22 protein-coding genes are annotated in these 24262 nt (G+C 63.0%); 6 read left to right on the top strand and 16 right to left on the bottom strand.

What is annotated here, in order from left to right:
- Positions 1-244: 244 nt before the first annotated feature.
- The gene (locus tag P9230_RS13560) at positions 245-838 is read left to right on the top strand and encodes a DUF922 domain-containing protein (RefSeq protein WP_278119439.1); all 594 of its coding nucleotides are present in this window, start codon (positions 245-247) and stop codon (positions 836-838) included.
- A gap of 44 nt (positions 839-882) precedes the next feature.
- On the opposite strand, the gene P9230_RS13555 is transcribed toward P9230_RS13560, so the two are convergent.
- From P9230_RS13555 to P9230_RS13535, 5 genes are all read right to left on the bottom strand, one after another.
- Entirely contained in the window at positions 883-1920 is a 1038-nt protein-coding gene (locus P9230_RS13555) for an endonuclease/exonuclease/phosphatase family protein (RefSeq protein ID WP_278119437.1), read from the bottom strand.
- Positions 1921-2032: 112 nt separating this feature from the next.
- Positions 2033-3493, bottom strand: a complete 1461-nt coding sequence (locus P9230_RS13550) for an AMP nucleosidase (RefSeq protein WP_245299647.1) — start codon at positions 3491-3493, stop codon at positions 2033-2035.
- 127 nt (positions 3494-3620) lie between these two features.
- Positions 3621-3815 (bottom strand): hypothetical protein, encoded by a 195-nt coding sequence (locus P9230_RS13545; RefSeq protein WP_067321018.1) that lies wholly within the window; start codon positions 3813-3815, stop codon positions 3621-3623.
- A 32-nt stretch (positions 3816-3847) separates the two neighbouring features.
- Positions 3848-4000 (bottom strand): hypothetical protein, encoded by a 153-nt coding sequence (locus P9230_RS13540; protein WP_278119435.1) that lies wholly within the window; start codon positions 3998-4000, stop codon positions 3848-3850.
- Positions 4001-4207: 207 nt separating this feature from the next.
- Complete coding sequence (locus P9230_RS13535) at positions 4208-4549, bottom strand: DUF2147 domain-containing protein (protein WP_066997546.1); 342 nt, start codon at positions 4547-4549, stop codon at positions 4208-4210.
- 435 nt (positions 4550-4984) lie between these two features.
- On the opposite strand from P9230_RS13535, the gene P9230_RS13530 reads away from it, so the two are divergent.
- Positions 4985-5251, top strand: coding sequence for a sel1 repeat family protein (locus P9230_RS13530; RefSeq protein WP_066997543.1), 267 nt, complete (start codon positions 4985-4987; stop codon positions 5249-5251).
- 376 nt (positions 5252-5627) lie between these two features.
- The gene (locus P9230_RS13525; RefSeq protein ID WP_067321025.1) at positions 5628-6749 is read left to right on the top strand and encodes an ABC transporter substrate-binding protein; all 1122 of its coding nucleotides are present in this window, start codon (positions 5628-5630) and stop codon (positions 6747-6749) included.
- Between the two features lie 162 nt (positions 6750-6911).
- On the opposite strand, the gene P9230_RS13520 is transcribed toward P9230_RS13525, so the two are convergent.
- From P9230_RS13520 to P9230_RS13505, 4 genes are all read right to left on the bottom strand, one after another.
- On the bottom strand, positions 6912-8873 hold the full coding sequence (locus P9230_RS13520) for an acetyl/propionyl/methylcrotonyl-CoA carboxylase subunit alpha (RefSeq protein ID WP_278119433.1): 1962 nt from the start codon (positions 8871-8873) through the stop codon (positions 6912-6914).
- Between the two features lie 49 nt (positions 8874-8922).
- Positions 8923-9297: a hypothetical protein gene (locus P9230_RS13515; protein WP_164747538.1), complete on the bottom strand. Its 375-nt coding sequence runs from the start codon at positions 9295-9297 to the stop codon at positions 8923-8925.
- A gap of 120 nt (positions 9298-9417) precedes the next feature.
- A complete protein-coding gene (locus tag P9230_RS13510; RefSeq protein WP_278119430.1) occupies positions 9418-9948 on the bottom strand; it encodes an O-acetyl-ADP-ribose deacetylase in 531 nt (176 codons plus the stop codon).
- Between the two features lie 2 nt (positions 9949-9950).
- Positions 9951-11558 (bottom strand): carboxyl transferase domain-containing protein, encoded by a 1608-nt coding sequence (locus tag P9230_RS13505; RefSeq protein WP_278119428.1) that lies wholly within the window; start codon positions 11556-11558, stop codon positions 9951-9953.
- A gap of 244 nt (positions 11559-11802) precedes the next feature.
- Here P9230_RS13505 and P9230_RS13500 point away from each other — a divergent pair, with 244 nt between their 5' ends.
- Positions 11803-12195 carry a hypothetical protein gene (locus P9230_RS13500; protein WP_278119427.1) on the top strand — a complete coding sequence of 131 codons (393 nt, stop codon included), beginning with the start codon at positions 11803-11805 and terminating at the stop codon, positions 12193-12195.
- 17 nt (positions 12196-12212) lie between these two features.
- Here P9230_RS13500 and P9230_RS13495 read toward each other — a convergent pair whose 3' ends face one another.
- The 7 genes from P9230_RS13495 to P9230_RS13465 form a co-directional block, all read right to left on the bottom strand.
- Positions 12213-13376 (bottom strand): isovaleryl-CoA dehydrogenase, encoded by a 1164-nt coding sequence (locus tag P9230_RS13495; RefSeq protein WP_278119425.1) that lies wholly within the window; start codon positions 13374-13376, stop codon positions 12213-12215.
- Positions 13377-13433: 57 nt separating this feature from the next.
- Complete coding sequence (locus P9230_RS13490; protein ID WP_278119422.1) at positions 13434-14084, bottom strand: TetR/AcrR family transcriptional regulator; 651 nt, start codon at positions 14082-14084, stop codon at positions 13434-13436.
- Between the two features lie 136 nt (positions 14085-14220).
- Complete coding sequence (locus tag P9230_RS13485; protein ID WP_127325382.1) at positions 14221-15648, bottom strand: HlyD family type I secretion periplasmic adaptor subunit; 1428 nt, start codon at positions 15646-15648, stop codon at positions 14221-14223.
- A gap of 1 nt (position 15649) precedes the next feature.
- Positions 15650-17359 carry a type I secretion system permease/ATPase gene (locus P9230_RS13480; protein WP_278119487.1) on the bottom strand — a complete coding sequence of 570 codons (1710 nt, stop codon included), beginning with the start codon at positions 17357-17359 and terminating at the stop codon, positions 15650-15652.
- Positions 17360-17461: 102 nt separating this feature from the next.
- Complete coding sequence (locus tag P9230_RS13475; RefSeq protein WP_278119419.1) at positions 17462-18619, bottom strand: CAP domain-containing protein; 1158 nt, start codon at positions 18617-18619, stop codon at positions 17462-17464.
- A 200-nt stretch (positions 18620-18819) separates the two neighbouring features.
- Entirely contained in the window at positions 18820-19104 is a 285-nt protein-coding gene (locus P9230_RS13470) for an acylphosphatase (RefSeq protein WP_067321058.1), read from the bottom strand.
- A 72-nt stretch (positions 19105-19176) separates the two neighbouring features.
- Positions 19177-20289, bottom strand: coding sequence for a pyridoxal phosphate-dependent aminotransferase (locus tag P9230_RS13465; RefSeq protein ID WP_127324045.1), 1113 nt, complete (start codon positions 20287-20289; stop codon positions 19177-19179).
- A gap of 130 nt (positions 20290-20419) precedes the next feature.
- On the opposite strand from P9230_RS13465, the gene P9230_RS13460 reads away from it, so the two are divergent.
- Together P9230_RS13460 and P9230_RS13455 are read left to right on the top strand one after the other, a co-directional pair.
- Complete coding sequence (locus P9230_RS13460; protein WP_127324046.1) at positions 20420-22087, top strand: sulfotransferase; 1668 nt, start codon at positions 20420-20422, stop codon at positions 22085-22087.
- 328 nt (positions 22088-22415) lie between these two features.
- Positions 22416-24089, top strand: a complete 1674-nt coding sequence (locus P9230_RS13455) for a sulfotransferase (protein WP_278119415.1) — start codon at positions 22416-22418, stop codon at positions 24087-24089.
- The last annotated feature ends 173 nt before the right edge of the window (positions 24090-24262 follow it).

The raw sequence follows: 24262 nt of genomic DNA, 5'->3' as shown, positions 1-24262 counted from the left end.
AAACACGCCCCCCACCCCCAACACAATTGGGGGCCCCCCCCAGGGGGGCGGGGGGCGGGGGGCCGGCCCCCCCCCGCCCCCCCGCGCGCCCCCCCCGGCCCCCCCCCCCCCACCGGGGGGGGGGCGAGAGCCGGGTAACAGGCGGCACCTACGAGCAATACCGGTTGCGACGGCGCAACCTCAAGGCTGTTGAATCCGCTGCCTGCTTGTGTTCCCTTTCCCTAAGGATAGGGAGGAGACGGTTATGCGCATGGCGGTTCTGACATGCCTTGTCGCTCTCGGCGCGCTCTGCGCGCCGCAGGCTTCGGCCGGCACCAGGGTGCTGGTCCAGACGCGCACCTATGACATTGCCGGCAATTCAGGCGCGGCGCTCATCGAGGCGATGGGCAGCAAAGGTCCCAAGCACGGCTTCATGACGCATGCCATCGCCCAGACCGCCTATACGGCCGACTGGGAGCTTGGCGTTATCCAGGACAAGGGCTCGTGCCGGATACGGCAGGCAAACGGAACGCTCACTCTCTTCTACACTTTCCCCCGCTTGGCGTCGCCAGCCACGCCTGCATTGAAGAAGCGCTGGAACCGGTTCTTCGCCGGCGTGCGCGCCCACGAGGGAACCCATGGCCGCATTGCCCGGGAAATGATGCGCGTCACCGATCGCTCGATCACCGGTCTTAGGGTCGCTAACGACCCTTATTGCTACAAGGCGCGCAGCGAGGCGCGCCGGCGCATCCAGGCCGTCTATGCCGAATACGAGGCCAGGCAAAATGCCTTCGATGCCCGCGAGCACCGCGAAGGCGGTCATGTCGAGCACCTCGTCGCTGCTTTGATCAGGCCTTAGCGGCACAAGCAGAAACCGGCGATGCGGCGGGAAGCAATGCGACGCTAACCGCCCGTGTTGCCAAGTTGTGCGTTTGCCGCCAGCGCCGACTGATGCTCGTCCTCGGGCTGTCGGCCGTCGGACTGCAACGAGAACTCGATCAGCACCGGCAAGTGGTCGGAACCGGCGTCTTCCAGCCGCGTCGCCGAGTGGATGGTCACGGCGCCCTTGCTGAACACCTGGTCGATCGGCAGGCCGGCGAAGCGCCGGATGAAATCCGGTAGCTTCCGATGGATCCAGGTCGGCCCGGCCGACGGCATAACGCTCAGTCCGCCGAGCGAGGCGACACGACGCACTGCAGCGCTCCACGGCACGGCGTTGCAGTCGCCGGCCATGATGGCGGTTTCGCCGAGCGCGGCAAGCGGCCCCGCCAGCTCGCCGATCTGCCAGTACTGCTCGCGCGGCCACGGCCAGCTCAAATGGATTGCCGCGACATCGACGCCGGTGCCGCCGAAATCGATCGTGGCGGTAGCCATCGCGCCGCGCGGCTCGCAATGCGGCGCCGTGCCGGCGGCAAAAGGCCGTCGCGAGAGCAGCGCGACGCCGAACACGCCGTTGGGGTAGGGGCAGAGGATGCGGTACGGATAGGCGCCGGTGATATAGCCGAGCTCTCTCGTCCACATTCCCGACACCTCGTCGAGGGTGATCACATCAGGGTTGGTGCGGCCGATCAGCGACAGCACCTTCTTGGGCGTCGGATTGTCGAAGCGAAGATTGATCTGCAGCAGGCTATAGACGATACGGTCGGCAGGTTTGGCGACCGCCTGCTGCGGCCACAACCTGGGCAGCGCGCTGGCCGTCGTGGCGAGGCAGGCGAGGGCGAAGAGCAGCGCTGCTGCCGCCTGCAGCCGGTAGGAACTGGCAAGCAGCGCCACCGCCAGGAGCGCCGTGAGCACGCTCAGGTGAATACGAAAATGCGAGAACGAATCGAGGGCCGGATGCAGCGCGCCGAGGAATCCGGCCAGCAGCGCGGCCGTGAGTGCCGTCATCGCCAGGAATGCCACCCCAGCCGTCATGTTTGAGCGCGCGCCGCCTGTTGTCATGGTCAGTCGTGTTCTGCCGAATGTCGCCGGCATCTTTTTGCAGCGACATACTCTCGCTCAGGCCTGCTTATCGGCAAAATTGCGGCCCGGGCAAGACGATGAGTTGCCTCGGCTACTGGAAAGCAGTCTCGGAGAAGCTTCTCAACTTGCGCGAATGCAGCCGCTCCATCGGCATTTCGGCCAGCTTCTCCATCGCCCTGATGCCGATGGTGAGGTGCTGCGCCACCTGCCGCTTGTAGAATTCCGTCGCCATGCCGGGCAGTTTCAGTTCGCCATGCAAAGGCTTGTCGGAGACGCACAGCAGCGTGCCGTAGGGCACGCGGAAGCGGAAGCCGTTGGCGGCGATCGTCGCCGATTCCATGTCGAGCGCAATGGCGCGCGACTGCGAAAGGCGCTGCACCGGTCCGCGCTGGTCACGCAGTTCCCAGTTGCGGTTGTCGATGGTGGCGACGGTGCCGGTGCGCATAATGCGCTTGAGATCGTAGCCGGAAAGTCCCGTTACCTCGGCGACCGCTTCCTGCAGCGCCACCTGGATCTCGGCCAGCGGCGGGATCGGCACCCAGACCGGCAGGTCGTCGTCGAGCACATGATCCTCGCGCACATAAGCATGGGCCAGCACATAGTCGCCCAGTGCCTGCGTATTGCGCAGGCCGGCGCAGTGGCCGAGCATCACCCAGGCATGTGGCCGAAGCACCGCGATATGGTCGGTGATGGTCTTGGCGTTGGACGGGCCGACGCCGATATTGACCATGGTGATGCCGCCATGGCCCGACTTCTTCAGGTGGTAGGCCGGCATTTGCGGCAGGCGCTGTGGCGGGGTGCCTTCGCTCGCCGCGCCGGCCCCGGCCTTAGTCACGAGGTTGCCCGGCTCGACGAATTCGCTGTAACCGCCGCCGCCGCTCTCCATCAGCTCGCGGGCCCGCGCCACGAACTCGTCGATGTAAAACTGGTAATTGGTGAACAGCACGAAATTCTGGAAATGCTGCGGGCTGGTCGCCGTGTAGTGCGTCATGCGGTGCAGCGAATAGTCGATGCGCTGGGCCGTGAACGGCGCCAGCGGCCTCGGCTCGCCGAACGCCACCTCGAAAGTGCCGTTGGCGATCTGGTCGTCCGTGCCGTCGAGATCCGGCACGTCGAACAGGTCGCGGATCGGCCGCCTGATCCGCTCGGCAGCCGTGCCATCGACATAGGTGCCCTCCAGAAAGGCGAAATGCAGCGGGATCGGCGTCGTCGATTCCGACACCGTGACCTGGACGCCGTGATTGCGCATGATGAGCCGAAGCTGCTCGACGAGATAGTTCTCGAACAGCTTTGGCTGGGTGATGGTGGTGGCAAAATGCCCGGGCGTCGGCATATGGCCGTAGGCCTGGCGCGAGTCGATCTGCGTGAACGAGGTGGTGGTGACGCCGATCTGCGGATAGAAGGCCCGGTAGCGCCTGCTCTCGTCGCCGCCGGCGGCGAGCTTGGCGAAGGAATCGCGCAGGAATTTGGTGTTGCGGTCGTAGAGCGCCTCCAGCGCCGCGACCGCCTTCTTGGCGTCGTCAAAACTCTGCCTGCCGAAAGGCTCCGGCATGACGACCGATTCGATGGCTTGGGGGTAGATTCGCTTTTCCATGGCCCAATATAGGGATTTGGAAGAGCGCTTGGGAGGGGGAGGCGGGCGCGAAGCCCGCCTTGCGGAGTATTTTTCTCTGGCCGTGTCAGCCACGCTGCAGGCTGACCAGCAGCACGAAGCCGATGCCTGCCTTCTTCGGCGTTGGCGCCTCGATGACCGAACCGGCGTCGGCGCGCATCATCGGCACCGCCAGCACAGGAGCGGCAAGCACCATCAGGATGAGCATCGCCCGCGGCAGGAGCCGAAGAGCTTTGAGGGTGGAGGCAGCGATGCGGTTCATGGTGGTCGTTCCGGTTTCGAGTATTGGTCGTTTCAGCGGCCGAAATGGTTCATGCAGTCCAGCCGGCAGGTATCGGCCATTCGCGGTGAGCGCGCCGGACGGCCGGCTTTGGCCACGAGGATGGCGAAGAACATGCCGAACAGGCTCATCAGCAGGCAGACGATGGTGAAGCGGCGGACAAGCATTGGTCTCTCCTTCAATGGCGAGGAGAATGCCCGAACGCCTCTGAACCGGTTCTGAGACCGATATTCATCTGCCGTTCAAATTGGCTGATGGGGTCATGACCGGCCGAAGGCCTGCGAAGTGCCTTGTCCAGCGTTGCGCTCAGAAACGGCGCTCAAAAAGAAAACGGGGCGCCGGGCCCCGTTTTTGTATCGTCATCCGTTCGACTGTCAGAGCTTGTGCCAGGTCTGGGTCTTGCAGATCAGTCCGCCCAGAACGCAGCCGCTCATCTTTAGCGAGGTGCCGGAAAGCGTCGCCTTGCCGGAATAGGTCTTGTCGGTTTCGGGGTCCGTTATGGTGCCGGTGTACTTGTTGTCGCCGGCCGCCTTGAAGGAGCCGATCGTCTTGCCGGCATATTTGCCGGACTTGAGCGTGATGGAAAACGCCCCGCCGCCGGCGATCGCCGCCGTCGATCCGGCCTGCGTCTTCCAATTGCCCTCGATCGGGTCGGCCGACGCGGCGCCTGCCATCATCAAGGTGGCCGCCAGGGCCAGGCTGACTTTTCGAAACATGCTTGTCCTCCCTTTAGGGTTCCGGCGGGCCTCGTCCCGCCTCTCTGTCCCTTACGCAAACGTAAAGCTAATCCAGCCATCGCCAAAACGAAAGCCGTGCCGCGACGGAAGCTTGTAAGGATTTCGGCCGCGTCGGTCGCTGGAAATGAACGGATGGCGAAAAAGGCTTCGGTTTCCGTGGTTAGCGAAGTCTTGATTCCCGCGCCTCAAATTTTCGACGAATTTGGCGCAGATCGGCTGAATTGCTGGATTCCTATGCTTAACGGTTCTTCGCGTTTACCTCTTGTTTTAGCTTTGTTTTCTTCAAATTAAGCAAGCCATTTAACGACGGATTCAAGGCGAGCCGTCATCCTCGAAAGCATCGAAAGAGCGGCCCGCCCAGGGGAATTCCAGGGACAGAAGGAGGCAGCTCTCGGGAGCAGACAGGGGATTGAAATGGCACGCTTTGAAATGCTTGAAGCCGGCTTCGGCGCCATGGGGGCAACTGCCCAGGCCGACATTCTTTTCGAACTGGGCATGATGTATGCGACCGGCCGCGATTGCGAGACCGACGTCATTGCCGCCCACAAATGGTTCAACATCGCCGCGATCAAGGGATCGCTCCGCGCCGCCGAGCTGCGCTCGGAATTGTCGGCATCGATGTCGAAGGCCGAGATCGCCAAGGCGCTGCGCGAAGCGCGCGAATGGATGACGATGCACTGATTTTGCGGGGTAAGGGCCGGAAGCTCTTAAGGGACAAGGCCGCAAAAAGACGGCCGGTTAACCAGACCAAGAACGCGGCAGGTCAACGAACTCAAGCCGTGCGACAACACAGGGAAGCGGGGTTCAGGCGCGCGGGGCGCCGGGAAGCTCGACTGCAAAAGCCGCGACCGGCCGGGACAAGGCCGGCGCGGCTTTTGCATTTGCGCAGTCTCCGCCTGTATGGGAACGGCGGCTTGGCCCAAGAACTCCCCGTCGGAATGAACCAAATCCCGATACATTGTGCTCTCGACAGTTCCGGCGAAGGGTGAAATTGTCCCGGCTCTCTGGAAGAAGCGTGGCCGGAACGGCCGCGCGCAAGTGGAGGAGTTCTATTGTCATGAAAAGATTGGGTATTTTGAGCGCGGCCGCATTGGGCCTGACGATGAGCGCATCGGTTGCCTTCGCCGACGACATCACGATTTCGGTGGTCGGCCCGATGACCGGGCAGCTCGCCAACATCGGCGACCAGTTCAAGCAGGGCGCGCAGGCCGCGGCGGATGCCATCAATGCCGCCGGAGGTGTCAACGGCAACAAGATCAAGATCGACATCCAGGACGACCAATGCGATCCGAAGCAGGCCGTGTCGGTCGCCAACCGTATCGTTGCCAACGGCGTCAAGTTCGTCGACGGCCATGCCTGCTCGGGCTCGAGCATTCCCGCTTCCGCCGTCTACGCCGAAGCCGGCACCCTGATGATGAGCCCGGCCTCGTCGAATCCGGAACTGACCGACGCCGCGGCCAAGGCCGGCTGGCCGACGATCATGCGCCTCTACACGCGTGACGATGCGCAGGGCGCTTTCATCGGTCCATGGATCGCCAAGAAATATGCCGGCAAGAACGTCGTCGTCCTGCACGACAAGAGCGCCTACGGTCAGGGCGTTGCCGATGCTGTCAAGGCGACCATGAATGCCGGCGGCCTCAAGGAGGTCGACTATGAAGGCATCAATGCCGGCGAGAAGGACTATTCGGCTTTGGTCACCAAGCTGAAAGAGCTCAAGGCCGACGTCGTCTATTTCGGCGGCTACCATCCGGAGGCCGGCTTGATCCTGCGCCAGGCAGCGGAGCAGAACGTCAAGTTCCAGCTGATCATGCCGGACTCGATCGCCTCGCCGGAATTCTGGCAGATCGCCGGCCCGGCCGGTGAAGGCACAATGTTCGTCTTCCCCTCGGATCCGCAGTCGAAGCCGGAAGCGAAGGAGGCCGTGGCCAAGATCAAGCAAGGCGGCTTCACACCGGAAGGTTTCACGCTGTTCTCCTATGCAGTGATCCAGGCGGTGGCCGAAGGCGTCAAGCGCGCCGGCACCGACGACCCGGCCAAGGTCGCCGAGGCGCTGAAGGACGGCAAGCCGATCAGCACCGTGGTCGGCGACGTGATCTTCGACGAGAAGGGCGACCTGAAGAACGCCAGCTACGACATCAACCAGTGGCACGACGGCAAATACGCGCCGATCAAGCCGTAATTCGTTCTGCAGATCGATTGGAAATGGCCGGGATTTGTCCCGGCCGTTTTCGTATGTGCCTTGGCACTGATTTGGAGACCAGTTCGGCGCTCTACGGCGCCCCCCTGGAGTCCTGCCGCCCCAGCCAGTTTGTCCCGTTGCCGATCCAAGGCGACCGGCAGCTCAGCCCCGTGCGTCCTCGAACCGCACCAGCACCGTGCCGTCGCTCACTTGCGCGCCTTCGGCCGCGATCTCGGCAATCACCCCATCATGGGGTGCGGCGATCGTGTGCTCCATCTTCATCGCTTCGAGGATTAGGAGCGGCTGGCCCTTGATAACGGTATCGCCCGCTGCCGCGCGCACCAGCTTGACCAATCCCGGCATCGGCGCGCGCAGGCTGTCCGACGCGGCCGCGGCCTCATCCGCCTTGGCCAGCGGATCCGGCACCGTGAATGTATATCCGACCGCTCCTTCGAACACCGTGACATGGCCCGGCCAGCGCGCGCTGCGCGGCATGCTCCTGAGGTCGTGCGCGTTGAGCGCGTCATGCGGCGCCTCCAGCGCCACCTGGAAGCGGCCGTCAGGCCGCGCCGATACTCGGGCCAGGATGTTCTCCTCGCCGTAACGCAACCGGGTGCGGCGCGCCAGCGTATGGAAATGCGCATAGCCGGCGAGCGAGGACCACGGATCGGCGGCCGGACCCGCCGTGCTTGCGTCGGTCGCTGCCAGCGCCGCCGCGGCGATCGCTTCATCGCTTGGCGCGGGAACAGCGACGAGAGCGTTCTGATGCCGGCCGATCAGGCCGGTGTCGATATCGCCCACCGCGAAATCGGCGTCGGCGGCGAGTGCTGCAAGGAAGGCTGTGTTGACCGTCGAGCCGGCAACTTCGGTTCGGGCCAGCGCCTTGCGCAGCGCGCCAAGCGCGGTGGTTCTGTCCCTAGCCTGCACCACCAGCTTGGCGATCATCGGATCATAGAAGGGCGAGATCGCATCGCCGGACCGCACGCCGGTCTCGATGCGCATGGCGGTATCCTCCGGCGGTGTGTCGGGGAATTTGAGATGATAAAGCGTGCCCGTCGCCGGCAGGAATCCCTTGGCCGCGTCCTCGGCGTAGATGCGCGCCTCGAAGGCATGTCCGGCAAGGGCGATCTCGTTCTGCGCCTTCGGCAGTTTTTCGCCGGCGGCGACACGAAGCTGCCATTCGACCAGATCGACGCCGGTGACCATCTCGGTGACGGGATGCTCGACCTGCAGCCGTGTGTTCATCTCCATGAACCAGAAGCGGTCGGCTTTGAGGGCCTCGGAAGCATCGACGATGAACTCGATCGTGCCGGCGCCCGAATAGCTGATTGCCTTGGCGGCCTTCACCGCCGCTTCCGTCATCGCCTTGCGCAGCGCCGGCGTCATGCCGGGGGCGGGCGCCTCCTCGATCACCTTCTGGTGGCGGCGCTGCGCCGAGCAGTCGCGCTCGAAAAGATGCACGACATTGCCGAAATTGTCGCCGAACACCTGGACTTCGATGTGTCGCGGCTTGTCGACATATTTTTCGACCAGAACGCGGTCGTCGCCGAAGGCAGCCTTGGCCTCGCGCCGCGCTCCGGACAGCGCCTCGGAGAAGTCGTCCGGATGGTCGACGCGCCGCATGCCCTTGCCGCCGCCGCCGGCGCGCGCCTTGATCAGCACCGGGTAGCCGATCTCGCGCGCTTTTGTGGCAAGCAGCACAATCTCCTGCGCTTCGCCGTGATAGCCGGGCACCACCGGAACGCCGGCCTTTTCCATCAACCGCTTGGCGGCATCCTTCAGCCCCATCGCGCGGATCGAGGCGGCGGACGGGCCGATGAACATGAGGCCCGCCGCCGTCACCTGGTCGACGAAGTCGGGGTTCTCCGACAGGAAGCCGTAGCCGGGGTGGATTGCCTCGGCGCCTGTGGCAAGCGCCGCGGCAATGATCCTGTCGCCGCGCAGATAGCTGTCACCGACCGGCGAGGGGCCGATATGCACCGCCTCGTCGGCCATCTCGACATGCAGCGCTCGCGGGTCGGCATCCGAATAGACGGCGACTGTTCGCACGCCGAGCTTGCGCGCGGTGCGGATGACGCGGCAAGCGATCTCGCCGCGATTGGCGATCAGGATCTTGCCGAACATGGAGCCTCCCGAGTTTGCGACGGGCAGCGCCAATTCGGCAGGCGCGGGCCTACTTCGATGCGGCGATCTCGCAGGCGCCGCCCGTAGTCACCTTGTAGTGCGCGCGCGTGGCCAGGCAGGATTTCATCGCCAGCTCTTCCGCAACCTTTTGGGACGGCGCATTCAGGTGTCCACCACAGATGATATAAGACGACATGATCCGGGCATAAGGCGTGGTCGCGTAGGCTGAATGGCCGCTCGCCGCCAGATAGGCCTTGTACGCCCTGTTGCACGGATCCTTGGGATTGCGTGGGATGTAGGGTGGAAAGCGCTTGTCCCCCTCGCTTCCAGCCAGCGACCCGGCGACGACAGCGCCGCACGAGGCGCATATAAGCATTCCTGCAAGTATCGACGCGGATGCTTTCCGCAGATATTCTCGTGTCATTTTTACCCCATCCCCATGAGACAATGCAGGATGAGCAATATCGAATATTTGCCGGCGTCGCTAGATGGTCACTCAAGAATCTCGATCTCGTGAACGGGTGGAACGTCTTTGTCATAAAGTTCAGGCTCCCCCAATCGCAGCAACGGCTGAGCTGTATAGTCTGGCAGTCAGATCGTCGAAGCAGCAGAAAGTGACGGTCTCGGGGATGGCGTTTTCGCCTAGAAAAACAGCAACCGTGCCGACGGCTACTTCGGTAGCCTGATCTTTCGGATAGCCGTAGATGCCGGTCGAGATCGCCGGAAATGCTATCGTTCGACAGTCCTTACCGGTGGCAATCTCCAGCGAGCGCCGATAGCAGGAGGCGAGCAACTCCGCCTCGCTCTCGCCCCCGCCGTGCCAGACCGGGCCGACAGTGTGAATGACATAGCGCGCCGGCAGCCGGTAGCCTTTCGTCAGTTTGGCATCCCCGGTCCTGCAGCCGTTCAGCGTGCGGCATTCGGCGACCAGCTCCGGCCCGGCGGCGCGGTGGATAGCGCCGTCGACACCACCGCCGCCGAGCAGCGAGGAATTGGCGGCATTGACGATGGCATCGACCTTAAGCCTGGTGATGTCGCCGGTATGCACGCGGATCCTATCGCTGACGCCGCACATCGTCACATCCTGAACACGCCGAACTTCGTTTCCTCGACCCCGCTATTGAGCGCCGCCGAGAGGCTGAGCGCCAGCACCTCGCGCGTCCTGGCCGGATCGATGATGCCGTCGTCCCAAAGCCTTGCCGAAGAATAGAGCGGGTGACCCTCATGGTCGTATTTCATCAGGATCGGCTTCCTGAATTTCGCTTCCTCTTCGGCGCTCCACTCACCGCCCTTGCGCTCGATGCCCTCGCGCTTGACCATGGCGAGCACCGTCGCCGCCTGCTCGCCGCCCATCACCGAAATGCGCGCATTCGGCCACATCCACAGGAAGCGGGGCGAATAGGCGCGGCCGCACATGCCGTAATTGCCGGCGCCGAACGAACCGCCGATGATCACCGTAAGCTTCGGCACGCGTGCCGTGGCGACCGCTGTGACCAGCTTGGCGCCGTCCTTGGCGATGCCGCCGGCCTCATACTTGCGCCCGACCATGAAGCCGGTGATGTTCTGCAGGAAGATCAGCGGAATGCCGCGCTGGCAGCAGAGCTCGATGAAATGCGCGCCCTTCAGCGCGCTTTCCGAGAACAGCACCCCATTGTTGCCGAGGATGCCGACCGGCATGCCGTGCAGATGCGCAAAACCGGTGACCAAGGTGGTGCCGTAATTCTGCTTGAACTCGTCGAACTCGGAACCGTCGACCAGACGCGCGATCACCTCGCGAACGTCATAGGGCTGGCGCAAATCAGTCGGCACGATGCCGTAGAGTTCATGCGGATCGTGAAGCGGTGATACTGGTTTCTGTAAGTTCAGGCTTACGGCCTTGTTCCGATTCAGGTTCTTGACGATGCGTCGGCAAATGGCCAGCGCGTGCTCGTCATCCATGGCATAGTGGTCGGCGACGCCGGAAAGCCTGGTGTGGACCTCGGCGCCGCCGAGCTCCTCGGCGCTGACATCCTCGCCGGTGGCAGCCTTCACCAGCGGCGGGCCGCCAAGAAAAATGGTCGCCTGGTTGCGCACCATGATCGTTTCGTCCGACATCGCCGGCACATAGGCCCCGCCCGCCGTGCAGGAGCCCATGACGCAAGCGATCTGCGGGATGCCGGCTGCCGACATGTTGGCCTGGTTGTAGAAGATGCGGCCGAAATGCTCACGGTCGGGGAAGACCTCGTCCTGGTTGGGCAGGTTGGCGCCGCCGCTGTCGACCAGGTAGACGCAAGGCAGCTTGTTCTGCAGCGCGATCTCCTGCGCGCGCAGATGCTTCTTCACCGTCACCGGATAATAGGTGCCGCCTTTTACCGTCGCGTCGTTGACGACTACCATCACCTCCCGGCCTTCGACACGGCCGATGCCGGTGATGATGCCGGCCGACGGAATATCCTCGCCATACATCGACCATGCCGCGAACTGGCCGACCTCGAGAAAAGGCGAGCCGGTGTCGAGCAGTTGCGCCAATCTTTCGCGCGGCAGCAGCTTGCCGCGGCTTTGGTGGCGCTCGCGCGCCTCGTCCGAGCCGCCGCGCTCGATGCCCGCCGCCTTCTCGGCGATATCGTCGACCAGCGCCCGCATGCGCTCGGCATTAGCGCGGAAGCTTTCCGAGGAGGGGGAGATTTGGGTTTGGAGTGTGGCCACGTTATTCCTCACACCTCTTGATGCCGCAACGCAACCAGTGTAACAGCCCGCACCCGGATGCTGCGTGCGCAGCGCGGCATCTTTTGTACGAATGACACCTCAGGAGGCGACGATGAAAGGCATCGATATGCGTTTCACCAAATGTCTCCCCTCGGCCATGGCCTGACGCCGCCGAAGGGCGGCTTTCCACGTCCCGGATTTGAGCAAAAGGAACACGGCGCCTGCAAGCGCTGTGGGTGTCACTATGTATGTGCGGTTTGTAACGCCGCTGATCCATCCGAAGAGCCGGGTAGAGAGCGGCTTTTTCCATGCGTCCTGGTACTTGTACCGGAATGGCTGCCCGGACTGGATCCATGGCGAACTGGAGGATCAGTTCGACTGGTTCAATCGGCATTTGCCCATTCCTGGCCAGGTTGGGCGGCATTTCAAGCGCCGTGAGCCGATTTGGGGCGTCTGCTGGTTCCACCCGAACGCCAAGGAAGCCATCAGCCGTGCGCGCTATTGCGCCTGGCTGATCGAGGAGGGCGGCTTGCCTGTGCGCTCGATCACGTCCCGGCGCCAGCGTGAGGTTCTGTGGCGCGATGAGCATCAGATCGTCGCCAAGCCGACCGACGACCTGCCCAAGGGGTTCGGCTGAGGTGACGGAGGGAGACATCACACTCCCTCCGCCATGATCTCGCGGCCGATCAGCCAGCGGCGGATCTCGCTGGTGCCGGCGCCGATCTCGTAGAGCTTGGCGTCGCGCAGAAGCCGCCCGGTCGGATAATCGTTGATATAGCCGTTGCCGCCGAGCAGCTGGATGGCATCGAGCGCCATCTGCGTCGCCTTTTCGGCCGCGAAGAGCACGCAGCCGGCGGCGTCCTTGCGCGTGGTCTCGCCGCGGTCGCAGGCACCGGCCACGGCGTAGACATAGGCGCGCGCCGCGTTCATCGTCGAATACATGTCGGCAAGCTTGCCCTGCACCAGCTGAAAACTGCCGATCGGCTGGCCGAACTGCTTGCGCTCATGCACGTAAGGCACCGCCACGTCGAGGCAGGCCGCCATCAGCCCGATCGGCCCGCCGGAGAGCACGGCGCGCTCATAGTCGAGGCCCGACATCAGCACCTCGACGCCGCGCCCTTCCTCATGCAGCACATTCTCGAACGGCACCTCGACATTCTCGAAGACGAGCTCGCCGGTGTTCGAGCCGCGCATGCCGAGCTTGTCGAGTTTTTGGGCCACCGAAAACCCGGCAAAGGTTTTTTCGATGATGAAGGCGGTGATGCCGCGCGAATTGCGCTCCGGATCGGTCTTGGCATAGACCACCAAGGTCTCGGCATCGGGTCCGTTGGTGATCCACATTTTCGAACCGTTGAGCACATAGCGGTCGTTGCGCTTTTCGGCGCGCAGCCGCAGCGACACGACGTCCGAGCCTGATCCGGATTCCGACATTGCCAGCGCACCAACCTTTTCGCCCGAGCAGAGCGCAGGGAGGTATTTCTCCTTCTGTGCCGGCGTTGCCCAGCGGTTGATCTGGTTGACGCAGAGATTGGAATGCGCGCCGTAGGAGAGGCCGACCGAGGCGGATGCGCGGGAAATCTCCTCCATCGCCACGACATGCGCGAGATAGCCCATACCGCTGCCGCCGAACTCGGCATCGGCGGTGATGCCGAGCAGGCCGAGCGCGCCGAGCTCCCCCCACAGATGTGCCGGGAATTCGTTGAAGCGGTCGATATCGGCCGCGATCGGCGCGATCCTGTCTTTTGCGAAGCGCCTTACGGTATCGCGCAACGCCTCGATGTCGGCATCAAGCCCGAAGTTCAGCGTATTCGTGTACATGGCGTTCCTCCCGGCGCATGACCCCGAAATCGACTTCGATAAGGATAATGCGCGAAATCAAAGTGCCGCGGCCTCCTTTGCGCGTCGGACGGGACGCGTTGCGCTGCCGGAGCCGATCTTCGCGCCGACGAGCCGCCTTGTCATCGAAAGATATGTCTCCGTGACTTCAGAGATCGACAGCCGCTCGCCCGGACGGAACCAGACGATGACGCCGGTCATCATCTGGATCAGCGCCATGGCGGTCAGGCCGACATCATCGATCTCGAAGATGCCGGCGTCGGCGCCGTCGCGCAGGATCGCGCGCAATTCCTTCTCATAGGCCGTGCGCATCTTAAGGATCTGCGTCAGCCGCTCATGCGAGAGGCTGCGCAATTCCATGTTGGAGACATGGGTGGCGCGGCGCCGCTCGATATGGAAGGCAATGTGGTTCTCGACATAGGCGGCGAGCCGCGCCGTCGGATCGACCGCTGCCGGACGCGCGTCATCCCAGGCCTTGAGCAGGCCTTCCATATGCTCGCGCATCAGCGTGAACAGCAGATCCTCCTTGGTGGGAAAATAGCGATAGAGCGCGGCGGCCTGCACGCCGACTTCGGTCGCCAGCTGGCGCATCGACATCGCCTCATAGCCGAGCCGCGCAATCAGCCCGACCGCCGCCTCGCGAACGGCCGCCTCGGTTTTTTCGCCATCTGAACCCGTGGTGCGTGCCATGTTTGCCTCTGCGAAGCAGATAATAAAACGAACGTTCAATTAATTCAAGCGGGCAAGCGAAGGTGTTCAGGCCGAAGGGCAATGGCCTGCAATCGGTCTGACGCAAGCCTCGGCTGGATCTGTAGAGCGGAGCGACTTAGTCGCCGCGGAAAGCGCGGCTCGCCTGATCGGTCAGGGGCTTAAGCAGATAGGAAAGCACCGTGCGGTCGCCGGTTCTCAGGAACACCTCCGCCGGCATTCCCGGCTTCAGTTCCAGCGATCCCGCCTGTTTGAGGCTGCTTTGCGTCAGCACGATGCGCACCGCGTAATAGGCGACCCCGGCTTTCTGGTCCTCGATGAGGTCGGGCGAGATACGGTCAACCTGGCCCTCGACTTCCGGCGTGATCTGCTGGCTGAAGGCCGAAAGGCGAAGCGTGGCGTTCTGTCCGATGCGCACCTGGTCGATGTCCTGCGGCGCGACGCGCGCTTCGACCACCAGCGCGTCGGCGCTCGGCACGATCTGCATGATCGCCTCGCCGGGCGCGATCACGCCGCCGATCGTGTGCACGGCCAGCTGATGCACCCGGCCTGATTGCGGGGCGCGGATATCGATCTGCTTCAGCGTTTGCTCGGCCGCGATCTGACGCTCGCGCAGTTCGCTCATCTTGCCGTCGATCTCCCTCAGTTCGCCCGCCACTTCGCTGCGCAGGTCCTGATCGATCTGGATGATCGCCAGTTCCATCTCGCTGATGCGCCCGCGCGTCTGCGCGGCGGCGGCGATCAACTGCCCGTTTTCGCCGTCGAGCCTTGCCTCGGCGCGTTCGCGATCGGCCAGACGCGAGATCGGCACCAGCTTCTTTTTCCAGAGGTCCCGCATGCCCTCGAGCTCGATCTTGGTGAGGGATATCTCCTGCTGCTTGCTCCTGAGCTGGGCCTCGATACCCGCGATCTCCTGACGGAACTGCACGATGCGCTCGCGTAGCTGTGAAATCTTGCCCTCGCGCGCCTGCCGCCGCAGCGCGAACAGCCTGTTCTCGCCGTCGATGAGATGACCGATCTGAGGGGCATGCGCGTTTCCCGACAGCTGCTCGGGATAGAGCACCGCCTGGGCGCCGTCGCGTTCGGCAATCAGCCGGGCGCGGCGGGCAGAGAGCTCGTCGAGACCGTTGTCGACGATGGCGAGATTGGCACGCGCCACCGTGTCGTCCAGCCGCACCAGGACGTCGCCCGCCTCGACCGTGCTGCCGTTCTGCACGTTGAGAGCGCCGACGACGCCGCCTTGCGGATGCTGGACGGACTTCACGTTCGAGCCAACGACCAGATGGCCGCCTGCGACCACGGCTCCGGCAAGACTGCTTGATGCCGCCCAAAGGCCGAGCCCGCCGACAAGCAGCGCCGCTGCGATCGCTCCCGCCCGGACGTTCCTGCGAATGGCCTGACGCAAGCGCTGCTGCTGGGGCGAAGCACCTTCGATCGGCTTCGAACCGCGGTCGAGCAACGCGATCGCGCGCGCCCTGGCGGACAATGCGAAGTCGCGCACCACGCGCAACGCATCGGCTTTGAAATAGGGAGTTGCCGACCTCATCTCAGCCCGCCGATCCGACCGCATGCAGCGGTTTCGTCACCGGCTGCAAAGCCTGCCGTGCGATCTCGCTCTTCAGCCCGAATGCCTGCTGCCTGCCGCCATTCAGCACCAGCAAGTGGTCGAGCGCGGCGAGGGCGCTGGGACGATGCGCGACCACGATGACGATGCCGCCGCGCGCTTTGATGCCTTCGATGGCACGCGTCAGCGCTTGGTCGCCCGCGGCATCGAGGTTGGAATTCGGCTCGTCGAGCACGACGAGGAACGGATTGCCGAACAGCGCGCGCGCCAGGCCTACACGCTGACGCTGTCCGGCGGAAAGTGCCGCGCCGCTCTCGCCGACCTCGGTTTGATAGCCTTCGGGCAGGCGCAGGATCATGTCGTGCACGCCGGCAGCCTGGGAGGCCTCGATGATCGCCTCCGGCATGGCGTTCTCGTCGAAGCGGCTGATGTTCTGGGCGACCGTACCGGCGAACAATTCGACATCCTGCGGCAGATAGCCGATATGGCGGCCAAGCGCCTGCGCCGGCCACTGCTCGATTGCAGCGCCGTCGAGACGGATCTTGCCGCGCATCGTGGGCCATACGCCGACGAGCGCGCGCACGAGCGAGGATTTTCCGGAGCCGCTCGGGCCGATCAGGCCCATGCCGGAGCCGGCGTCGAGCGAAAAGTCGATATCCTCCAGCAGGATGCGCCGTCCACCAGGCGCCGTCACCCCGACGGTTTCCACAGCGAGTGTCGCGTTTGGCGCCGGAAGCTCCATGCCGCCATCGTCGACCGGAAAGGCGGCAAACAGATCGACCAGCCTCTGCCAGCTCTGGCGCGCGCTGAGGAAGTGCTTCCAATACGCGGTGGCGAGCTCGATCGGCGCCAGCGCCCGCGATGTCAGGATGGAACTGGCGATGATGATGCCGGGCGTGGCCTGCTGGTAAATGACCAGATAGGCGCCGAGCGCCAGGACCATCGACTGCAGCATCATGCGCATGATGCGCGAAGCCGCACCCAATCCGTTCGTCAGGTCGCTCGCCTGCGCCTGCGCCTCGCGGAAGGCGTTGTTTGCTTGGCTCCAGCGCCCGGCCAGCCTCTCGCCCATGCCCATGGCGGCCAGCACTTCGGCGTTGCGGGCGCTCGCCTGCGCGATCGCGCCGCGCCTTGTGCCGAAGCCCGACATTGCCTTGGTCGGGGCGCGGACCAGGCGATCGGTGAGCCCCGTCAGCGCGATCAGCAGCAGCGCGCCGATGAGCGCCGCGACGCCGATCCACGGATGGAAAAGAAAGCAGATCACAACATAGAGCGGCATCCATGGCAGATCGAACAGCGCACCCGGGCCGGGGCTGGAAAGGAAGCCGCTGACCTGGTCGAGGTCGCGCAGCGCCTGCAGGCCTTCGCCGCGATCAGGCGTTCTGAGCGGCAGCCGCACGAGGCAGTTGAAGACGCGGCCGGCGATGAGCTCGTCGATGCCGGCGCCGATGCGTGTCAGCACGCGCGCACGGATCGCTTCGAGGACGCCCTGGAAGGCATAAAGCACGGCGACCAGAATGATCAGCGCCACCAGCGTCGGCACGCTGCGGCTAGGCAGAACGCGGTCATAGACCTGCAGCATGAACAGCGAACCGGACAGCATCAGCACGTTGATGAGGCCGCTGAGGCCGGCGACGGCCGCATACGGGCCGCGGAAGGAGGCGAGCGCCTTGCGAAGCTCGGAAGGTTTCAGGTCAGCTAAAGGCGAGCGTGTCAGATGGTTACCCCCGAAAAAACCGCGCCCGGCTTGAGGCGGGTTGGCGGGCCGCGATCGAGGCGCGGCCCGCGGTCAAGATCAGCCGACGAGTGCCGTCGTTTGATGGTCGGAATGGCCGGCAATCTGCGCCAGGATCTTGGTGATCGCGGACTGCGCCGCATCGGCCGCGTTGGCAAAGACCGGATTGTCGGCCGGCAGGTGGTCGTGCAGCCCCGCTGCCGCCCGTTCCACAGCCTGCTGGACATGGTCCGACGGATCCGGCGCGTTGTCCGGATCGGCGTGCGAGGCGTGACGGAACAAGAATTGGTCGCCGTCCAAGGCCACCGCATCATGCTTGGGCGCGTCGGTGGAGTCGGTGAGACCAGGCGTGCCCCGGTCGCCAATAGGATGCTTACCGAAGAAGTCGGCGAGCCAATTTTTGGTGCCGTTGCCCGTGTTCGATCCGCTGGTCTGCGCGGCCGGGGTGTGGCTTGAATCGGATCCTGAATCTTCTGCCGATGCCGTCGCCGCGAGCGTGCCCGATTTCATTGCCGGGTCGATCAGGTCGCGCTTGACGTTCTTGGTGCCGATTGTCGCCGTCTGCGTCGAAGTGGCGATATTGGCACCCGAAAAAGTGACGCTATAGGTGCCGGGCTTCAGCGCTAGATCATAGCCGCCGGCGGCCGAGGTCGTGGTCTTGAAGGTCTGGCCGGCTGAGTTTCTGGCGGTCACCGTGATGGTGCCCAGCCCTTCGCCCGGATCGTAGAAACGGTCGCCGTCCTTGTCGTCGAAAGCGACGCCGGTGAGGAAGAGATCCGTGCCGCTCTTGGCGAAATCCTCGGTGACGAAGGCGCTGCTGCGGCCCTTGTAGTCGCCGACCTCGAAGGCGAGCCCAACTTCACGGAAGTTGGAATTGAGGGTGTTGGCCCGGTGCCCGGGAGAATTCATCAGATTGGTGTGGAGAAGCTTGACCTCGTCGACATAGCCGGTCGGCGCGCGGGTCGTTGCCCAGGCGATGTTCTCGCCCGTGGCCCATGAGCCGCTCAGCGTATAGCCGGCATTCGTCATGCGCGTCGTCGGCGACGAACCTCCGGAACCGGTGTGGGAGAATGTGTCGGTGGCCAGCATCCACTTGTCGTGGCCCTCGGCGGCTTCGCTGAGATCGTTGTCGAAGGCCAGGGGCTGGGCGCCGGCCTTGGCGCGCTCAGCATTGATGAGCTCGAGCAGATACTGCTCGTTGGCACTGTGCTGCGGCATCGGATATCCCCGTTGATACTGTTTGGTGAGCCCCCTGATCTCCCTCACCCGCCTTTCCGGCTATGGAGCAAATATGTTCATCATGCGGCGCTAAAGTAACAAATCGGAATATACACACATATATCGTGTGCGTATCGCACCAGAAGCAATGTCGGACGGTTTGCCGATCGGTGGATGGAAGCTGATTTCGGCGGACTTGCCTAGGCGATGATCCTGAAGTCGATAGGTGCACTGTCGTCCGTGCGTTCTTCGACCTCGACCCTGATGACCGTCGCGCCCCTAGGCCCCCGCCACAGCCGATCGACCATCGAGTCGATCGCTGCGTCGGCGCCGGCGATGAGCGCCGTGACCGAACCGTCGTGCTCGTTTCGCACCCAGCCCGTCAGTCCGAGGCGCACGGCTTCGTCCCGCGCCCAAACCCGGTAGCTGACCCCTTGCACCTTGCCGGAGATGCGCGCCCGAACGGTTCTCTTCTGCTCGACCATGCTCGTCTCCGCCTTCGAAGCCTTACGGAATCCGGCTCGGCGCCGCGCAAACGCAACGGCTGTGGATCGCCGTTAGTTCCCCCGCGCCGTCGCCAGCGCGCCAGGCAATTCCTCGGCGAAGATGTCGAGCTCATGGTCGAGGCCGACGCTGACCCGGATGCAGCGGTCGAGCCGCGGCGCCATCGGCTTGCGGATGAAGACGTCGCGCGAGAGCAGCGCCTGCATCACCTTCAGCGCGAAGGCGCCGTCGCGGCCGCAGTCTATGGTGACGAAATTGGTCGCCGAGGGCAGCGGCTTCAGCCCGTTTTCCTCGGCGATGGCCGCAATGCGCCGGCGCCCCGCGGCCACGCGCGCCACCACCGAATTCAGATAGTCCTGATCGGCCAGCGCCTCGAGCCCGGCGATCTGCGCCATGCGGCTGACGCCGTAATGGTTGCGGATCTTTTCGAAGTCGCGGATCACTTCCCGTTCGGCCACCGCATAGCCGCAGCGGATGCCGGCAAGCCCATACGCCTTGGAGAAGGTGCGCATGCGCACGACGTTCGGCCGCGCGACGTCGATCGGCGGCAGCGCCGATGCCGGTCCGAGCTCGCCATAGGCCTCGTCCAGCACCAGCATGGTGGTTTCCGGCAGGGCCTCGATGAAGCCGACGACGTCCGGCGCCTCCCACCAGCTTCCCATCGGATTGTCCGGATTGGAGAGATAGACGAGCGGCGCTCGTTCCCGGGCGACAGCGGCAAGCAGTCCGTCGAGGTCCTCCTTGTCGTCGGCGTAGGGAACCGTCACCAGCCGGCCGCCGACGCCGGCGATGTGGAAGTTGAAGGTGGGATAGGCGCCAAGCGAGGTCACCACCGCGTCGCCCGGCGCGACATACATGCGCGCCACAAGGCCGAGCAGTCCGTCAATGCCTTCGCCGACCACCACGTTCTCGACGCCGACATTGTGATGCGCGGCCGCCGCGACCTTCAGCTCGAAATTGTCGGGGTCGCAATACATCCACTGGTCGCGCGCAACGCTCTCCATGCGGGCAATCACGCGCGGCGAGGGCCCAAAGCTGCTTTCATTGGCGCCGATGCGGGCGCGGAAAGGCCGGCCGCGCTCGCGCTCCTGCGCCTCCGGCCCGACGAACGGCACCGTGGTGGGAAGCGCGCCGACGATCGGCGTAAGGGAAGGGCGCTGGCGCATGGCAAAGGCTCGGTTGAGAAAGGTGGCTTCTTGCTAACGTGAGCGATGGAAGGACGCAAGCTGCGCCAGAACCATATCGATTGCGCGGCTCAGGCTGGATTCCGCCGCTTGTTTTTGGTAGCGAGGCACCATGAACAATCGACTGCCGCCTGCTTGGTCAAAGCACCTTAGATCCGGCCCTGCGCCGCAAACCAAGTTGCCGCAAGCCAGTTTGCTGAAAACAAATTTGCGCGCGCGAGAGAGAGCCGACGACGAGCTCCTGAAGCAAGCCTATGAACACCAGCAAGCCAAACGGCTGGAGGAGGCTCAGGACATATGCCTCCAAGTCCTTGCGCGCACGCCAAATCATCCTCTTGCTATGTACATCCTGGGGACGGTGTATGTGGGCTACGACGATGAAAAGGCTTTGCGATATTTCGCGCGAGCCGTCGGCGAGGAGCCTAAAAATCCTTACTACCATCTAAGTCTCGGCGACGTCTATGTAAAACTCAGCGAGTTTTCGTCAGCGATCAAGCACATAGAGTATGCACTGGACTTGCAGCCTGATCTTGTAGAAGCGCTTTGTTCTCTTGGCCGTGTTTATTTGGCGTTTGATAAACCAGAGATGGCATTGCCGCTCTTCGAGAAGGCGTTGAGAATCAATCGCGACCATCCGAAGGTACGCATAGGGCTTGCTAACGCGCTCAGCAGCCTCGGGCGGATGGATGAAGCCGCTACCTACCTGAAGGAAGCGATCGATCGGCGGATTGAAGTGCCAACTGCCTATAACGATCTTGTACACACCCGCAAATTCGCGGAGGAGCCCGCGGAACTCCAATCCATTCTGCGCGAACTCGACAATTCAAAGCTGGGCGGCCAGTGCGCGGGGCAACTCCATCACGCGGCCGGCAAGGTTCTGAACGACCTCAAACGCTACGAACAGGCTTTTTTTCACTTTAACAAGGCGAAAGAGGCCTTGGGTTACAGGTTCGATGTCGACCAGTACCGGCGCTGGGTCGATTCGATGATCGAGATATTCACCCCAGACCTGCTAGCCGAAAGAGCGGGCTATGGAAATTCGTCTGAAGTGCCTGTTTTTGTTGTTGGCATGCCACGTTCGGGGACCACGCTTACTGAACAAATTTGCGCCAGCCATCCGTATGCGCACGGCGCGGGCGAACTTAGCAAGCTGAGGCGAGTTGCGAACGCAACCGGCCTACTAGATCGCTCTTCGGGCGACATGGCCCAATCGATCATGTCAATCACACCCGATCTTTCAAAAATGCTGGCGGATGAACACTTGGCTTATCTACGGGAGAGGGCACCCCATGCGGCGCGCGTCATCGATAAGATGCCGCACAATTTCGAAGTGGTAGGCCTCATCTGGCTTCTCTTCCCCAACGCGCGGGTCATTCATTGCCGTCGCGACGCCATCGATAATTGTGTTTCTTGCTTCATGCTGGCCTTTAGCGAAGGTCATAGCTACAATTGCGATTTGCGCACACTTGGACTTTACTATCGCGAGTATGATCGCTTGATGCGCCATTGGAACAGAGTTTTCCCGGGTCGTATTCTCGAAAATCGTTATGAGACGCTGATTGAAAACCAGGAGGAGCAGTCGCGCCGTCTGATAAACTATCTTGGGCTATCATGGGACGATGCATGCCTTCGCTTCTTCGAGAGGGATGGTGCGGTAAACACGTACAGTCGCTGGCAGGTTCGCCAGCCGATCTACAAATCTTCGGTGAAGCGCTGGAAGAACTATGAGCGCGAAATCCAGCCCCTGATCGAAGCGTTGGGTGACTTGGCGGAGATTTGACTGCCACTGGCTAGGCTGCCCCATATCTCAATTTGGCCTCTGGCGCACCTGGGTTGACAGAGTACGACCAAAACACCTTGGGCGACCTGGCGAGCTGTAATGCGCGCCGAAATTGATGTGTCAGCGCAAATAATCTCCTCTGAAACGATGCCGCTTGCGGAAAGGGGACATCCGATCGGTGTAGAGGCAAGGTGCAGATGCGTGCCAAGGCTGGCAGTACTGTGGGCCGATCAGACGGGGATGGGTTGGGGCGCTGAATATCTATTCCGCGGACCCGCATCGCATTGTGTTTACTGGATTTCGCCCGCCCCCTTTGCTAGCCAAAGGCATGAATAACCGACTGCCACCTGCCTGGTCCAAACACCTCAAATCCGGCGTTATGCCGAAGCCCAGATGGCCCCAGGCAAGTCCGCCACAGCCGAGCCTCCAGAATTCGCTTGCCCGCGCACAGGCCGACGACGCTTTGCTGAAGAAAGCTTATGAGTGTCAACAGGCCAAACGCCTGGATGAAGCACAGGATTTATGCTTCCAGGTGCTGGCTCGAACGCCAAATCATCCGCTGGCCCTGTACATCATGGGCACCGTCTGTCTGGGTTACGATCATGAGGCGGCCTTGCGCTATTTCGCGCGTGCAGTCGGCGAGGAGCCTAGAAACCCCTACTACCATCTTAGCCTCGGCGAGGCCTATGGGAAGCTGAGTGAATTCTCAGCGGCCGTCAAACACATCCAATACGCCTTGGAAGTGCAGCCCGATCTGGTAGAGGCGCTTTGTGCCTTGGGGGGCGTCTACACCCAGTTCGATAAACCTGATCTGGCCTTGCCGCTGTATGAGCAGGCGCTGAGGATCAAGCGCGACCATCCCAAGGCGCGGATCGGAATAGCAGCCGCGCTCACAGGCCTTGGGCGCATGGATGAGGCCGCTTCCTATCTCAAGGAGGCGATCGAACGCCGCATCGACGTGGCGGCCGCCTACTACGACCTTATGCAAACCCGAAAATTCACTGAGGAGCCCGCCGAATTCCAGTCGATCCTTCGCGAGTTGAACAGGCCGGGGCTTAAGCCGGAGGCTAAAGCGAGTCTCAACTACGCCGCCGGTAAGGTGGGGAACGACCTCAAGCGCTATGCGCAAGCCTTCGACCACTTCAGGAAGGCGAAGCAAGCGGAAGGTCACAAATTCGACATCGATCAGTACCGTCGTTTCATAGACCTGACGATTGAAACCTTCACGCCGGATTTCTTTGCGGCAAGGTCCGGTTATGGCAATTCTTCCGAAGCGCCTGTGTTCGTGGTGGGCATGCCGCGCTCGGGCACCACGCTTACCGAACAAATATGCGCCAGTCATCCCGAGGCTCACGGGGCGGGAGAGTTGAGCAAGCTAAGGCGGGTGGCGAATGCAATCGGTCTGCAAGCCTCGGCCTCCGATTTCAGCAAACCGATCTCGACAATCACCGAAGGCTTGTCGAAGACGTTGGCCCATGAACACCACTCCTATCTGCGCGAGCGCGCTCCGACGGCGCAGCGCATCATAGATAAGATGCCGCACAACTTCGAATTGATCGGCCTTCTCAGCCTTCTCTTTCCCAAGGCGCGCATCATTCACTGTCGCCGCGATGCTATCGACAACTGCGTATCGTGCTACGTCCTGCCGTTCAACTCGACGCACGGCTACAATGCGGACCTGCAGGCGCTCGGCCTCTACTATCGCGAGTACGACCGCTTGATGCGGCACTGGAACGAGGTGTTCCCAGGCCGCATCTTCGAGAATCGATATGAGACACTTGTGGAGAACCAAGAGGCGCAGTCGCGCCGGCTCATCGATTATCTCGGGCTCCCGTGGGATGATGCCTGCTTGCGCTTCTTCGATAGGGAAGGGGCGGTTACCACCCCCAGCCGTTGGCAGGTTCGTCAGCCGATCTACAAATCCTCCGTGAGGCGCTGGAAGAATTTCGAAGCCGAGATCACCCCCCTGATTGAAGCCCTGGGTGACCTGGCCGAGGTTTGAATTCGATCGCCGGGCGCAGCCGCTCCGGCGAGCCAGTTGCTCGATCCGGAGATTCTGACGGCTTGGAGTTGGGTCGAGGAATTGCGGCGACGCAAAGCCAGATCGGTTATGACCGTTCGCGCCGCCTTTGTCCTGCCGGACGTTCGGCAGCAACTGCGGGCCGGACTGAATAT

The sequence above is a fragment of the Mesorhizobium sp. WSM4887 genome (assembly GCF_029625865.1).
Classification (GTDB): Bacteria; Pseudomonadota; Alphaproteobacteria; order Rhizobiales; family Rhizobiaceae; genus Mesorhizobium.
Note: the sequence above shows the minus strand (reverse complement) of the source record. Positions and strands in the feature narration are given on the sequence as shown.

Bases quoted from the DNA above. Each gene is read 5' to 3' on its own strand.
- P9230_RS13560 (WP_278119439.1), top strand. From the start codon at position 245: ATGCGCATGGCGGTTCTGACATGCCTTGTCGCTCTCGGCGCGCTCTGC.
- P9230_RS13555 (WP_278119437.1), bottom strand. From the start codon at position 1,920: ATGACAACAGGCGGCGCGCGCTCAAACATGACGGCTGGGGTGGCATTC.
- P9230_RS13550 (WP_245299647.1), bottom strand. From the start codon at position 3,493: ATGCCGGAGCCTTTCGGCAGGCAGAGTTTTGACGACGCCAAGAAGGCG.
- P9230_RS13545 (WP_067321018.1), bottom strand. From the start codon at position 3,815: ATGAACCGCATCGCTGCCTCCACCCTCAAAGCTCTTCGGCTCCTGCCG.
- P9230_RS13540 (WP_278119435.1), bottom strand. From the start codon at position 4,000: ATGCTTGTCCGCCGCTTCACCATCGTCTGCCTGCTGATGAGCCTGTTC.
- P9230_RS13535 (WP_066997546.1), bottom strand. From the start codon at position 4,549: ATGTTTCGAAAAGTCAGCCTGGCCCTGGCGGCCACCTTGATGATGGCA.
- P9230_RS13530 (WP_066997543.1), top strand. From the start codon at position 4,985: ATGGCACGCTTTGAAATGCTTGAAGCCGGCTTCGGCGCCATGGGGGCA.
- P9230_RS13525 (WP_067321025.1), top strand. From the start codon at position 5,628: ATGAAAAGATTGGGTATTTTGAGCGCGGCCGCATTGGGCCTGACGATG.
- P9230_RS13520 (WP_278119433.1), bottom strand. From the start codon at position 8,873: ATGTTCGGCAAGATCCTGATCGCCAATCGCGGCGAGATCGCTTGCCGC.
- P9230_RS13515 (WP_164747538.1), bottom strand. From the start codon at position 9,297: ATGACACGAGAATATCTGCGGAAAGCATCCGCGTCGATACTTGCAGGA.
- P9230_RS13510 (WP_278119430.1), bottom strand. From the start codon at position 9,948: ATGTGCGGCGTCAGCGATAGGATCCGCGTGCATACCGGCGACATCACC.
- P9230_RS13500 (WP_278119427.1), top strand. From the start codon at position 11,803: ATGTATGTGCGGTTTGTAACGCCGCTGATCCATCCGAAGAGCCGGGTA.
- P9230_RS13495 (WP_278119425.1), bottom strand. From the start codon at position 13,376: ATGTACACGAATACGCTGAACTTCGGGCTTGATGCCGACATCGAGGCG.
- P9230_RS13490 (WP_278119422.1), bottom strand. From the start codon at position 14,084: ATGGCACGCACCACGGGTTCAGATGGCGAAAAAACCGAGGCGGCCGTT.
- P9230_RS13485 (WP_127325382.1), bottom strand. From the start codon at position 15,648: ATGAGGTCGGCAACTCCCTATTTCAAAGCCGATGCGTTGCGCGTGGTG.
- P9230_RS13475 (WP_278119419.1), bottom strand. From the start codon at position 18,619: ATGCCGCAGCACAGTGCCAACGAGCAGTATCTGCTCGAGCTCATCAAT.
- P9230_RS13470 (WP_067321058.1), bottom strand. From the start codon at position 19,104: ATGGTCGAGCAGAAGAGAACCGTTCGGGCGCGCATCTCCGGCAAGGTG.
- P9230_RS13465 (WP_127324045.1), bottom strand. From the start codon at position 20,289: ATGCGCCAGCGCCCTTCCCTTACGCCGATCGTCGGCGCGCTTCCCACC.
- P9230_RS13460 (WP_127324046.1), top strand. From the start codon at position 20,420: ATGAACAATCGACTGCCGCCTGCTTGGTCAAAGCACCTTAGATCCGGC.
- P9230_RS13455 (WP_278119415.1), top strand. From the start codon at position 22,416: ATGAATAACCGACTGCCACCTGCCTGGTCCAAACACCTCAAATCCGGC.